This window comes from Pseudomonas sp. TE12508, assembly GCF_056279485.1.
In genome coordinates this window covers 1-13,486 of the sequence record NZ_JBWCCN010000012.1, presented here as the reverse complement: position 1 = coordinate 13,486, position 13,486 = coordinate 1, and the positions used below count along the sequence as shown (strand labels likewise).

The following is a 13,486-nucleotide window of genomic DNA, read 5'->3' as shown; positions in this document are numbered from 1 at the left end:
ACAGGATCCTTTTATGCCGCTGAGTTTTCATAAAATGCACGCCAATGGCGATGACTTCGTCATCGTGGACTCGCGAAATTCGGCCAATCCAATGACAAGCGCCATAGCCCGGCGAATGGGTGATCGGCACCGAGGAATCGGGTTCAATCAACTCGCGGTGGTGCTCAATTGCGATGATGCCGTTGCGCGCCTGATGTTCTGGAATGCCGATGGTTCCACCCTGGATGCGTGTGGCAGCGCAACGCGAGGGGCCGCGGATATGCTGATGCGCGAATCAAATACTACGTCGATAACACTGCGAACCAACCGTGGCCTACTCACGTGTGAGCGAACCTCAAGCGGTGCGATTTCCGTCAACATGGGAGAACCGCTTTTCGGCTGGTCGGAAATTCCCCTGGCGCTGGAACTGGATACTGCTGTTTTACCACTGGCGGGTGACCCAGCAGCGACCAGTATGGGCAATCCGCACTGCACCTATTTCGTCGATGATCTAACCGCCGTCGATATAGCGACCCTCGGTCCAACCATTGAAACCAACCCTCTATTCCCCCTCAAGACGAATGTGCATTTCGTCCAGATCATTAATCGAAAGCACATTCGATTGCGCATTTGGGAGCGCGGGGGCGGGATTCCACTCGGCTCAGGCTCCTGCTCTTGTGGCGCCGCTGTTAACGGCATTCGTCGTGGCTTGTTAGATCATTGCGTTGAGGTCGAATGTGATGGCGGCACCGTAACGGTTCAATGGGATGGCGTGGGACCTGTCTTTCTCATCGGGCCGGTAGAGACAACGTTCTCGGGAACCGTTCACGACAGCCTCTCCTACAGGCTATGAATCGGCAGCCATCGCGTAACTGACCTATTCTGAATCGACCGACAAAAGATCACCCTTTTGAGGTACCTGAACTCGTTACAGCAATGGAGGCTGGATGATGAAGGAGCATTCAATTGAGTTTCGCGCCGCAGAGGTGCATACGCCGCACACTTCGCCCCTCGCCATGACCCGTTCCACCCAAACTCCCACGCTCAATAGCCGCATCGAGCTTTACACCCAAGAGGCGATGGTCAATTGGCTAGGCCCGTTGCAGCTGATGCGCACGGGCTTACAAACGGCCGTTGCCACCACGATGGGAGCCTTCGCAGACCCGCGCGAAGTGCTGGCGATGCTCAACCCCCGGGACTCTAACCCGCCCATCCAGGTGGTTGCCGACGGTGACGTGTGGGTCGATTATCTGGCCGATACCGGCGATGGCTGGGACTCTACCTACTCGATGGCGCTGTGTGTCAGCCGTGCTGCCGAGTTGCCGGAACACCAGCTCTCACTACCGCGCGGCGACGTGCTGCTGCTCGGCGGCGATCAGGTCTATCCCACACCGGCCCGCAATGGATATCGCACCCGTTTCCTTGACCCTTTCCGCGCCGCATTTCCCGCGCCGGTACCCAAGGAGCGCCCTGGTGACCAGGCCCAGCCCGTACGGCAGCCGGGTGCGCCGTGGATATTGGCGACGCCTGGCAACCACGATTGGTATGACGGTCTGCGCGGTTTCTCCCAACTGTTTTGCGAGCAGAAGCCCATCGGCGCCTGGGAAACCCGCCAGCGCACCGGTTACTACGTGCTGCAGTTGCCCAATGGCTGGTGGGTCTGGGGCCTGGATCTGCAGTTTGAATCCATGATTGACCGACAGCAGAAGCAATACTTCCAGCAGATGCACGCCAAATTGCAGCCAGGCGATCGCGTGATCCTCTGCACACCCGAGCCGAGTTGGGTGGATGAGGCCGAACGGCTGGCACGCGAGGAGAGCAAGGCCTTGCCCTCGATCGAAACCCAGACGCCGCGCTTTCGCAGCCTGCGCGAGATCGAGGAACTCTTGGGTGACCACCTCGCGGTAGTGTTGGCCGGAGACTCACACCACTACGCGCGCTACCAGCCAAAAGCGGGCACCCAGGCGCCGCAGCGCATCACCTGCGGAGGCGGTGGCGCCTTCTTGAATGCCACCCATCACCTTCCCGATCCGCCCAAGCCGATCAACGTTGGCGGAGCCCGCCAGCATTACGAGCTGGCAGCGGTCTACCCGGCCAAAAAGACCTCCGAGCAACTGCGTAATCGGGCATGGCGGCTACCTACCCGCAATCTCTCGTTCTGCGCCATGCTGGCCATCTTGTACCTGCTGTTCGACTGGATGGTACAAAGCGCCAGCACGGTGCCCCACCCGGCACGAGGCAACCGCAGCCTGATGGACGTGTTGTCTGACCTCCAAGCGTCTATTCCCAACATCAGCGAAGTTTGGCGACATCTGCTCCTGGTCTTGTCACACAGTCCTTCGTCGGTGATGTTCGCCGTGATCATTGTGCTGGGTTGCGCCGTGTTCTCTGCCGCCGGGGTCAAGCGCACCCGAAAGCTCGCCTATGCCATTGGAGCTGTTCACGGGGTCCTTCATCTGGGACTGGCGATCGGACTGCTGTGGCTGATGGGCCGTGTCAACATCCACTACCTGCAGTTGGAGGTTGAAAACCTGCACCAGGTTTTGTTGTTCCTGGCGGAGACACTGGTGCTGGGCGGCAGCTTGGGAGGCCTGTTGTTCGGTGCCTGGATGGTGATGGGCAACACCTTTTGGGGGCTACATAGCGAGGCGGTTTTTTCCTCGCAGTGCATCGCCGACCACAAGTGTTTCCTGCGCATGCACTTCAAAGGCGACCAACTGACCATTTACCCACTCAAGTTGGAGAAGGTCTGCCGGCGCTGGTCCCTGGGGTCGGGAGTCGCCAAACTGGCGAAGGTGCAGCGCACCTGGAGGTTGCGGGCAACGCCTGAAAGCACTGGCCCGCGATTCGTGCCAGCCTCGGGTGAGCTCGAACTGCAACTGATCGAGCCGCCCATCGTGATTCAAAGCGGAAGAACCGCCTGATGAACGCTTCGTAGGAGTCAGGCTTGTCGGCGAAGGCGCTTTCAAAGACACCTTCGCCGGCAAGCCTGGCGCCTACACAGATGAAGCAGATATCAGAACCAGGTTTCCATCTGTATGCCGTACTGCCATACACCGCCGGCGTTGAAGTCCGACTTGCCGAAGTTGTCTGTGGAACTGTATCCGTCCAGATCCGAAGACCAGTTCATCAGGCTTGCGAATACTCGCAATTCTGGACGGGTGAGAAGGTCTCCAACGTCAGGTTTGAATGTCGGGGCAATCGTGAATTTCCAGAAGTTACCGTCGACCGCATTACGTTGCAGGTAGCCCTTGGGGTCGAGGTCCATGGTTTGCCAGCTCATCTCGTAGGCCATCTCGAAATTGCTGTTGATTTCATTGGCCAACCGCACGTTCAAAGTCATCCAGCGGTAGTCATCACCCTTGACGTATCTGTCCTTGCTTTGTTCGGCCAGCAAACTGGGGCCTATGCGCCAGCCGGGGGCAATGGGCGTCTCGCCGTAAAGCGCCAGACGCAGCGCGCGGGCATCGTCGATCAGCTCGCCATCCGCACCGATGTTCTTGACCTCTGCCCCCAGACCTTGCCCGTAGAGCAGCGCTGTTTTAAAGAAGCCTTCGCGGCCGAAAAAGTCTTTCTGGTGATTGGCCAGCATGCTGTGCAAGCCGGAATCCGCAGGCGTCAGGCCCGCTTCATTGGTACGAGTCCGAAAGTCGTTTTTCTTTGAGCCAATGCCATTGAACATCCACTGCCACTGACCATTATCGAAGAACTGGTTGGAGGTCAGGATGTAGCTTTCCACATCGGCATTGACACCGCCCTCACTGAAATCCCCATAGTTACGCCCCATCAAGGAATAATTCGAGCGCCAGTTCTTGTTCATCTGCACATCGTAGATTCCACCTCCAGTGCCAGCCAGATAGACGACGTCCGAGTCCAGCCAGTGGATATCGAAGTTGTCTCTGTCGAATCGTTTACCCGCCCACAGGGTGGAGTTTTCGAACACTGAATTGCCCTTGAAGGCGGCGAGATGATCGAGCTCGGTAAACACCTGACGCACGTTCAGATTGCTCTCGTCGGCGGTCCAGTCGTTGGAGCTTTCCACACCGTCGGCGATGGACACCGTGAATTTGGATCGGGTGCCGTTTTGCGCATAGAGTTCTTTCGACAGGTCTATGCGCATGTAGGTGTCGTCTTCGTTACCAAGTCGCCCGACGGCACCACCGACTGAACCGGCCGGGGTTGTATAAGGGCCGCCACGACCACCACCCAGCCCATCGTTGATCAGCAATCCGGAGCGGGCGTAGCCCTTGAAGCTGAAACCGTCAGTCAGGTGTCCGCTACTGTCTTGCTTTTCCATGCTTTGCTGACGGGCTTCGAGTTTTGCCAGCCGGGTGTCCAGCGTGGGGGCTGCTGTGGCTGTCGCCGTGGATGCTGCCGGCTGCAAAGTGGGGGTGGCGAGTTTGATTTGCTGCAATTCCCTGGCGAGTGCCTGGGTTTGCTGTTCGGCTGCGGCGGCGCGTTTTTCCGCCGCGCTGGCACGGGCTTCAAACGCAGCCATGCGCTCTTCCAGGGTCGCGGCCTGAGTGGTCGCCGCCGAGGTGCTGAGCACGCCTGCGAGTAGCCATCTTGATGCTTTCTGCATGGGGGATTTCCTGTTTGTTTTTATTTTTCTGTCCTGCGACCGGCCTTTTTTTCGTGAATTGTTAATTGTCAAAATCCACCAAAAAAAGGATGCCTCATCGCAAATACACTGCTACATTTGGCGATGTTAACGTTAACTTTTCTAAAAACAAAAATAAAGAGGGCTTTATGAAACACCTCAAATCTCTTCTTCCAGCAGCACTGCTTACCCTCTGCGCCGGGCTTCCATCCCTCTCGAGCGCAGCCGATTTGACGATCTCGTGTGGGGCGGTAGGTGCGGAGTTACAACTCTGCAAAGAGGCTGTCCAGGCGTGGTCGAAACAGACCGGCAACAACGTCGAGGTGGTTTCCACGCCTAACTCGGCCACCGAGCGATTGTCGTTCTACCAACAGATCCTCAGTGCGCAGTCCAGCGACATCGACATCATTCAAATCGATATGGTGTGGCCGGGGATGCTGGCCAAACATCTGCTGGATCTGCGCGAGGTGCTTCCCGCCAACGCGACCCAGGGCTATTTCCAGGCACAGGTGGACAACGCCACGGTGAACGGACGGCTGGTGACGATGCCGTGGTTCACCGACTCGGGCCTGCTGTATTACCGCAAGGACTTGCTCGAGAAGTACAACCAGCAGGTTCCCCGAACCTGGGAGGAAATGACCGCTACCGCCAGGAATATTCAACAGGCCGAGCGCACTGCCGGGAATCCCAATGCGTGGGGTTACATCTTTCAAGGGCGCGCCTACGAGGGCCTGACGTGTAATGCGCTGGAGTGGATCAGCAGCCAACCGGAAGGCGGACTGGTCAATTCACGAGGCGACATCGTGGTCAACAGTCAGGCCTCAAAAACAGCGTTGACCCTGGCGAAAAGTTGGGTTGGAGACATCTCCCCGCGGGGCGTGCTCAATTACACCGAGGAGGAAGGCCGTGGCGTATTCCAGTCGGGCAATGCGCTGTTCATGCGTAACTGGCCGTATGTCTGGGCCCTGGTCCAAGGTCAGGACAGTGCCGTAAAAGACAAGGTCGGGGTTGCTCCCCTGCCCCGCGGCGGCGAGGCCGGCAGCCATGCATCCACCCTCGGTGGCTGGGGCCTGGCGGTATCGCGTTACAGCGCCCATCCAAAACTGGCCGCAGAACTGGTGAGCTACCTGACCAGTGCCCAAGAGCAAAAACATCGTGCCCTGATAGGCGCCTATAACCCGGTTATCGAGTCGCTGTATCAAGACCCCGAACTGCTCGCGGCCATGCCTTATTACGCTCAGCTGCACAGCATTCTCAACGATGGGGTGATGCGCCCCGCCTCCATCACTGCCGATCGCTATCCACGGGTCTCCAATGCGTTCTTCGATCGAGTGCATGGCGTGCTGGCGGGCGAGTTGCCTGTCGATCAGGCGCTGGCCGAACTGGAAAGCGAACTCACGCGCATCAAACGCCGGAACTGGTAAGCCACAAGGAAGGAAATCACCATGTCTGTCTCTTCTACCCATGCCCCCTATGATGAGCTTCTGCTCACTAGGGAAACGCCCGTACAACGTCGCCGAGTGCGCGCCGCCTGGCTGTTTCTGACGCCGATGTTGCTGTGTCTGGCCCTGGTGGCAGCCTGGCCGCTACTGCGCACATTCTGGTTCAGCCTGACCGACGCCAACCTGGCGGACACCGGTGGCGGAACCTTCATAGGCTTTGGCAATTATCTGTTCCACAACGGTTCCAGCTGGTCGGGCATTCTGGTCGATCCGCAATGGTGGAACGCGGTGCGCAACACCTTGCATTTCACCGTGGTGTCGGTGGGACTGGAAGTCGTACTGGGGCTGCTGGTGGCGTTGCTGCTGAACATCAAGTTCACCGGACGTGCTCTGGTGCGTGCGTTGATTCTGATTCCCTGGGCGATTCCGACCATTGTCTCGGCGAAGATCTGGTCATGGATGCTTAACGACCAGTTCGGCATCATCAATCACCTGATGCTGAGCCTGGGCCTGATTGACGCCCCTCTGGCCTGGACGGCCGATGCGGATCTGTCGATGTGGGCGGTGATCATCGTCGATGTCTGGAAGACCGTCCCTTTTGTCACGCTGCTGATGTTGGCCGCCTTGCAGATGTTGCCAAGCGATTGCTACGAAGCCGCCAGGGTCGATGGTATTCATCCACTGAAGGTGTTCTGGCGTGTCACGCTGCCTCTACTGATGCCCGCACTGCTGGTGGCGGCGATCTTCCGCATCCTCGACTCGCTGCGGGTATTCGACGTGATCTATGTGCTGACCTCGAACTCATCGAGCACCATGAGCATGTCGGTGTATGCCCGCCAGCACCTGGTGGAGTTCCAGGACGTCGGTTACGGCAGCGCAGCCTCGACGCTGTTGTTTTTGGTGGTTGCAGTCATCGCCCTGCTTTATCTCTACCTCGGACGCCGTCAACTGGAGGTCCGGTCATGAACCTGCGCCTACTGAAAAAAGCCCTGTTGCGCCTCGGATTCTGGTGCCTGATCGGGGTGTTGCTGCTGTATGCAGTCTTCCCTTTCTACTACGCCATCGTGACTTCGTTGAAGCCGTCCAGCGCCTTGTTCCAGGTGAGCTACTGGATCGACAACCCCGACTTCTCCAATTACGCGGCGGTGCTCAATCAAGCCTCATTCCTGCGGGCGATCGGCAACTCGCTGGTGGTTGCGCTGTGCGTGGTGACGCTGGCGCTGTTCCTCAGCCTGACCGCCGCCTATGCCTTGGGCCGGGTGAAGTTTCGGGGGCGTGGCACGGTCTTGATGATGGTCCTTGGCGTGTCGATGTTTCCCCAGGTCGCGGTGCTGTCAGGGCTGTTCGAAGTGATCCGCGCCCTGGGCCTGTACAACACGTCCTGGGCGTTGATCCTGAGCTACACGATTTTCACCCTGCCCTTTACCGTCTGGGTGCTGACCACGTTCATGGGGCAACTGCCCCATGAACTGGAAGAAGCGGCAATCATGGATGGCGCCTCGCCCTGGGTCACGCTGACCCGTGTGCTGTTGCCGCTGCTCTGGCCCGCACTGGTCACCACTGGCTTATTGGCTTTCATCGCCGCGTGGAACGAGTTCCTCTTTGCCCTGACCTTCACCCTCACCGACACGCAACGCACGGTGCCGGTCGCCATCGCCTTGATTTCCGGCGGCAGCCCCCATGAGTTGCCTTGGGGGTTGTTGATGGCCGCCTCGGTGGTGGTCACCGTCCCACTGGTGATTCTGGTGCTGATCTTCCAGCGCCGAATCGTTTCCGGTCTCACTGCCGGCGCGTTAAAGGGTTGATGCCCAACAAAGACAAGGAACAGCATCGTGATCAAATTGAAACTGGACAACGTAAACAAACAATTGGGCGGCGCGCGGATTCTTCGCGACGTCAGCCTGGAAATCGCCGCGGGTGAATTCGTGGTATTTGTTGGCCCTTCGGGCTGCGGAAAATCGACCCTGCTACGGCTGATCGCCGGCCTGGATTCGATCTGCGGCGGCGACCTGCTGATCGACGGGCGTCGGGTCAACGACCTGGAACCGCGCGAGCGTGGTGTCGGCATGGTGTTTCAGTCTTATGCGCTGTACCCGCACATGAGCGTCTACGACAACATCAGTTTTGGTCTCAAACTGGCCAAGACGGACAAGACCAGCCTGCGCGAGCGCGTGCTGAAAACCGCGCAAATCCTGCAGTTGGACAAACTGCTGCAACGCAAGCCAAAGGAGCTGTCCGGTGGGCAGCGTCAGCGTGTGGCCATGGGCAGAGCCATGGCGCGGGAACCGGACATTTTGTTGTTCGACGAACCGCTTTCCAACCTGGATGCATCCTTGCGAGTGCAGATGCGCAACGAAATCGCCCGACTGCATGATCGACTCGGCTCGACGATGATCTACGTCACCCACGATCAGGTTGAAGCGATGACCCTGGCCGACAAAATTGTCGTGCTCAATGGTGGTCGCGTAGAACAGGTCGGCTCACCGCGCGAACTCTATGAGCGCCCGGCCAGCCGCTTTGTCGCCGGTTTTCTCGGTTCGCCCAGAATGAATTTTCTGTCGGCGCGCCTGCAGACGCCAGGCGAAACCAGCCTGGTCGACACCCTCGTTTGGGGTATCACATCCCTGCCCTTCGACAGCTCGAACCTGGCGGCAGGCACGCCGCTGAGCCTGGGGATTCGCCCGGAACACGTGTCGCTCAAGGCGGCGGATGGAACCGCCGGCGTCGTGGTGACCGCGGTGGAATACCTGGGCAGCGAAACTTATGTGCACCTCGAGACAGGTCAGGACGAGCCATTGATCTGTCGTTGCGAGGTCAGCGCCGGATGGCAAGCGGGCGATCGGGTTGAGCTGCAGCTGGACATCGACAACCTGCACCTGTTCGACGCCGACGGCGCGGCCTTGAGCCGTCATCCACACGCCATTGAAACGCTGCCGGCTGGCGTCCCTCTGCGCTCGGCACGAGCAAGCGCCCTATGACTGTGTCTTTGAATTCCATGAGTGTTCCAATGTCCGCTGCAATTGAGCTTGCGCAATATGCGCTGAGTGATGGCCTGTCTCGCGTCATCGATGATTATCGTCCCGGTTATCATCTTGCCCCCCCAGCGGGCTGGATGAACGACCCTAACGGGGTGGTGTACTTTCGTGGCGAATACCACGTGTTCTATCAACACCATCCCTTCGACGCGAAATGGGGCCCGATGTATTGGGGGCATGCCAAGAGCGCCGATCTGGTCCATTGGCAGCATCTGCCCATTGCGCTGGCGCCCGGCGATGACTTCGACCGAGACGGTTGTTTTTCCGGCAGCGCGGTGGTGTGTGGCGATACCCTGGCGCTGATTTACACCGGGCACACCTGGCTGGGGGACGTGGGCGACGAACGCTACATCCGTCAAGTCCAGTGCCTGGCCACCAGCACCGACGGCATCCGGTTCGTCAAGCATGGCGCCGTCATCGAGACCGCGCCGCACGACACGATCATGCACTTTCGCGATCCCAAGGTATGGCAGGAGGATGACTGCTGGTACCTGATTGCCGGCGCACGCCTGGGCGATAAACCGCTGCTGCCGCTGTACCGTTCCACGGATCTGCATACCTGGGAGTTCCTAGACTATGTGTCCAGCGGCAGCGAGGGCGATGGCTATATGTGGGAGTGCCCGGACCTGTTCCGGCTGAACGGGCGCGATGTGCTGCTCTACTCCCCTCAGGGCATGCAACCCGAGGGTTACGAACGGCTCAACAAGTACCAGACCGGTTATCGAGTGGGCCGACTCGACAGTGAATGGCACTTCAGCGGCGGGCCTTTTATCGAGCTGGATAACGGCCACGATTTCTATGCCGCGCAAACGCTCCTGGCCGCCGATGGCCGGCGCCTTGTGTGGGCGTGGCTCGACATGTGGGAAAGCCCGATGCCGAGCCAGGCTCATCACTGGTGCGGCATGCTCGGTGTGCCGCGCGAACTTGAACTGCACGCCGATCGCCTTTGCGTGTACCCGGCACGGGAGCTCACCGCTCTGCGCATGGCGCCATTGCCGGGCGTGCCTTGGTGGGAGGGTTCGGGAACCCGGTGCGTGCCGGAAGTGAATGGCGAGATGCTCGAAATCCATGTGCATCTGGATTTGCGTGGCTGCACCAACGGCCACCTCGGAATCGCCTTGCGTTGCAGCGACGATGACCACGAAGAAACCCTGCTTTACTACGATGCGTCGCTACAGCGTCTGGTGCTTGACCGCAGCCGCTCGGGTGCGCAAGTCACCGGTCAGCGCAGCGTGGCGATTGACCCGACACAAGAGCGACTGGAACTGCGCGTATTTCTCGATCGCTCGTCCATCGAGGTGTTCGACGAAAACGGGCGCTTCAGCCTCAGCAGTCGGCTCTATCCGCGGCCCGACAGTCTGGGCGTGAAGCTGTTTGCCAATGGGAGTGGCGGGCGTGTCTCGATTCACAAGGCATGGCCTCTGGCCTCGGGATGGCTGTGAGCGGTGTCATTCGAGTCGCGGGAAACCCGGGCCCTGTGTCATGATCCTGCGTCAACCTGACCGGCCTCGCCTCGCATGACTTCAGTGAAAGACGTTGCACAGCTGGCCGGCGTGTCCCTGATGACGGTTTCTCGAGCGCTCAATAATCCGGAAAAACTGAGCCCCGAAACCCTTCAGCGGGTGCGTCGCGCCATTGACGAACTGCAATTCGTACCGAGCCTGTCGGCGCGCAAGATGCGCGGCGACAACCTCCAGTCGCGCACCATCGGGGTGTTCGCACTGGACACCGCAACCACACCGTTCGCGGTCGAGTTGCTGCTGTCCATCGAACAGACCGCGCAACAGGCGGGCTGGAATGTGTTCATCCTCAACCTGTTGAGCAACCCGCCTACCGACCAGAACATTGACCTGATGCTGTCGCACCGTCCCGACGGGTTGATCTTCAGCGCCATGGGGTTTCGCCAGGTATGCATTCCCGAACGCTTGAAGAGCAAACCTCTGGTGCTCGCCAATTGCCTGGCAGATGACAGTGACCTGGTCAGTTATGTGCCAGATGACGAAACGGGGCAGTATCGAGCCGTACATCACGCGTTGAGCCAAGGCTATCGGCGCCCTCTGTGCATCAATCTGCCCAAACAGAGCCTGGCCTGGGGCTTGCGACAAAAAGGCCTGCAGCGTGCCTGTCAGGCATTTGACCTTGCGCCTGACGCACTCCTGCAATACGACCTTTCCGATCATGACGCCTATGGTGAAACCGCAGCCATCCTCGACCGGCACATCATCGAGGGTCGCCCGCAATTCGACATCCTGATCTGTGGCAACGACCGGATTGCCTTTTGTGCCTATCAGCTGTTGTTGGGCCGAGGCCTGAAAATTCCCGCCGATGTCGCCGTGCTCGGCTATGACAACATGATCGGCATCGCCGAACTGTTCATCCCGCCGCTGACCACGGTGCAACTGCCGTACTACGAGATCGGTCGCAATGCGGCCCGGCACCTGATAGAGGCCCTTGAGGTAGAAGGTGCCCAGCCCGTTGATTGTCCGTTGGTAGTCAGAACGTCGTTATGAGCCATCAAAACCCTTTACCGAGGGCCAGCGCTCGGTAAAGGGCTGAGTGTTTACTTGAGCGGAACGAAGTTATCCGGCATTCGATTCACCGCCAATTTCCCCCAGCATGATGACCTTTGTTCATGATCGCTGCCACGCCGCGCCCTCACGCCTCATCCCGCCTCCCCCTCCCGAGTAGTCCGAAACTCCCACATCGTCTGGGAGTATCCGCCGATGCGCGATCCTCGGCGCTTATCCATAGTTGCGACCAATGGTCAACGGTCAGGCCTTGATGACCGCAATTACCCAGGAAAAAGTCATGACAATTGAGCAAAATTCATTGCTGACGAACGCTATGAGCGTCGTGGCGAGCGGCGCGAACGTTTCGCTGGACGAAACGTCCGGTTTGCAGAACGCCACCGCCACGCCAACCCCTACGGGAGACGCTGACGACAACGACATTCTGGTGACCTCCCTGCCCTCGACCTTCGCTACCCGTTTGACCGCACTGGGTGCCGGGACCGCAACGGGGGCAGCGTTGAGTGGCTATACCGGTGCCGTGGGCAATACGGGCAGCAATGCGTTCACCGTCACCGCGGACCCCGGAGCCACTATTACCAATATCAGCTTCGTCGACAGCAATGGCGCACCGCTCAATGGCGTGGACAGCGGCCTGGATACCCTCAATGGCACCAGCATCCTTCTCTACACGGATGCGAACAACGACAACATCGTTCTGGGCCGGGCCGGTGGCTCGACCGGCGCGATCGTGTTCGCCGCCTATATCGAAGAAACCGGATCGCCGGTCTCCGGCGGCAAGATCTGGACCGTGGAGTACCAACCGCTCAAGCATCCAGATGCTGCGAACGCCGATGATTCGCTCAATCTGCTGAATAAGGTGTTCATCGGAGCCAGTCAGGACCTGGAATTCAGCCTGGCCAATGCGCCCTCCGGTCAGAACCTGTTCCTGATGTTCACCAAAGCGAACCCGGCAACTGCAACGGTCGATGGTGTCTTGCGGATCACGGATCCCGTCATCATCGCCACCGGCAAGGATCCGGCGAATCAGTCAACTGGCGCCAGTATAACGACTGGCGACACGATCAACACCAGCCAGGCGGGTGGCCCTACCACCTTCGGCACCAACAGCCAGATGATTACGGAACAGGAAGGCATCCGTTATTCGTTCGTCACAGGTGCCAGGCAGGATATGACCATTCCTAACCTGGATCAGAACGAAGCAGATGTTGAATCCAACATCGACTTTACCGGCGTCTTCAATGCGAAGATGGCCAATTTCGACGTCGTGCAGTTGCAAAGCGGCAAGAGTGCTGTGGTAAAAATCAGCGCATTCAGCACCGCTGTTGAATCTGGCGCGGCTTTCATCGACGGCTATGCGGGTGATACGCCGGTTGCCATCACCAATGTTCGCGTCTTCAACAGCGCCGGGGTGGTGATCGAGAATTCAAACGGATCGGTGAATGATTCGACCATTTTGATCACCTTTTCCGGTGGAGTTGCAACCATCACCGGCGTTAAAGCCGGCTATCAGATTGAATACACCACAACGTCGGATCACAACCGTGTGCTCATCGAGAACGGGGCGGCCCTGGATGCCAAGGGCACTGCCCATGCCGATTTTGATATCGGTGGTTTCACGCTAGTCCAGGCCTCTATTTCGAAAACTGAAATCGGCTCCAAAATGATCTTCGAGGACGACGGGCCGACGGCGACCGGTACTGCCGCAACGGGAACCGTCGACGAGGACGGCCTGGCCAACGGCATTGCCGGGGGTACGGGCGACGTGGCTGGCGAGGCGACCACCGCCAGCGGCAGCGTGACCGGCATCTTCCAGTCCGGCGCCGACACGCCGCTGACCTATGCCTTGTCGAGTAACACCAGCGGCTTGCCGGCGCTGAGCTCGGGCGGGGTGGCGCTGGT

Annotated in this window: 10 protein-coding genes; 9 read left to right on the top strand and 1 reads right to left on the bottom strand. The window is 59.1% G+C overall.

Annotated features, from left to right (window positions below; genetic code table 11):
* Nucleotides 1–13 precede the first annotated feature (13 nt).
* Together dapF and ACZ9IM_RS17255 are read left to right on the top strand one after the other, a co-directional pair.
* Nucleotides 14–832, top strand: coding sequence for a diaminopimelate epimerase (dapF, locus tag ACZ9IM_RS17260; protein WP_476224530.1), 819 nt, complete (start codon nucleotides 14–16; stop codon nucleotides 830–832).
* Between the two features lie 97 nt (nucleotides 833–929).
* Complete coding sequence (locus tag ACZ9IM_RS17255; protein WP_476224644.1) at nucleotides 930–2,903, top strand: preprotein translocase subunit YajC; 1,974 nt, start codon at nucleotides 930–932, stop codon at nucleotides 2,901–2,903.
* Between the two features lie 92 nt (nucleotides 2,904–2,995).
* Here the strand turns inward: ACZ9IM_RS17255 and ACZ9IM_RS17250 are convergent, their stop codons facing one another.
* A complete protein-coding gene (locus ACZ9IM_RS17250; protein WP_476224529.1) occupies nucleotides 2,996–4,561 on the bottom strand; it encodes a carbohydrate porin in 1,566 nt (521 codons plus the stop codon).
* Between the two features lie 167 nt (nucleotides 4,562–4,728).
* On the opposite strand from ACZ9IM_RS17250, the gene ACZ9IM_RS17245 reads away from it, so the two are divergent.
* From ACZ9IM_RS17245 to ACZ9IM_RS17215, 7 genes are all read left to right on the top strand, one after another.
* Nucleotides 4,729–6,003 carry an ABC transporter substrate-binding protein gene (locus ACZ9IM_RS17245; protein ID WP_476224527.1) on the top strand — a complete coding sequence of 425 codons (1,275 nt, stop codon included), beginning with the start codon at nucleotides 4,729–4,731 and terminating at the stop codon, nucleotides 6,001–6,003.
* Between the two features lie 21 nt (nucleotides 6,004–6,024).
* Nucleotides 6,025–6,987: a carbohydrate ABC transporter permease gene (locus ACZ9IM_RS17240; protein WP_476224526.1), complete on the top strand. Its 963-nt coding sequence runs from the start codon at nucleotides 6,025–6,027 to the stop codon at nucleotides 6,985–6,987.
* On the top strand, nucleotides 6,984–7,826 hold the full coding sequence (locus ACZ9IM_RS17235; RefSeq protein WP_427627728.1) for a carbohydrate ABC transporter permease: 843 nt from the start codon (nucleotides 6,984–6,986) through the stop codon (nucleotides 7,824–7,826). The genes ACZ9IM_RS17240 and ACZ9IM_RS17235 overlap by 4 nt, the downstream gene beginning before the upstream one ends.
* A 27-nt stretch (nucleotides 7,827–7,853) precedes the next feature.
* Entirely contained in the window at nucleotides 7,854–8,999 is a 1,146-nt protein-coding gene (locus ACZ9IM_RS17230; RefSeq protein ID WP_427627726.1) for an ABC transporter ATP-binding protein, read from the top strand.
* Nucleotides 8,996–10,498 (top strand): glycoside hydrolase family 32 protein, encoded by a 1,503-nt coding sequence (locus ACZ9IM_RS17225; protein WP_476224525.1) that lies wholly within the window; start codon nucleotides 8,996–8,998, stop codon nucleotides 10,496–10,498. Before ACZ9IM_RS17230 ends, ACZ9IM_RS17225 begins: the two co-directional genes overlap by 4 nt.
* Before the next feature lie 75 nt (nucleotides 10,499–10,573).
* Nucleotides 10,574–11,566 carry a LacI family DNA-binding transcriptional regulator gene (locus ACZ9IM_RS17220; RefSeq protein ID WP_476224524.1) on the top strand — a complete coding sequence of 331 codons (993 nt, stop codon included), beginning with the start codon at nucleotides 10,574–10,576 and terminating at the stop codon, nucleotides 11,564–11,566.
* A gap of 271 nt (nucleotides 11,567–11,837) precedes the next feature.
* Nucleotides 11,838–13,486, top strand: a 1,649-nt coding sequence (locus tag ACZ9IM_RS17215) for a DUF5801 repeats-in-toxin domain-containing protein (protein ID WP_476224523.1), incomplete at its 3' end; no start/stop codon positions are given.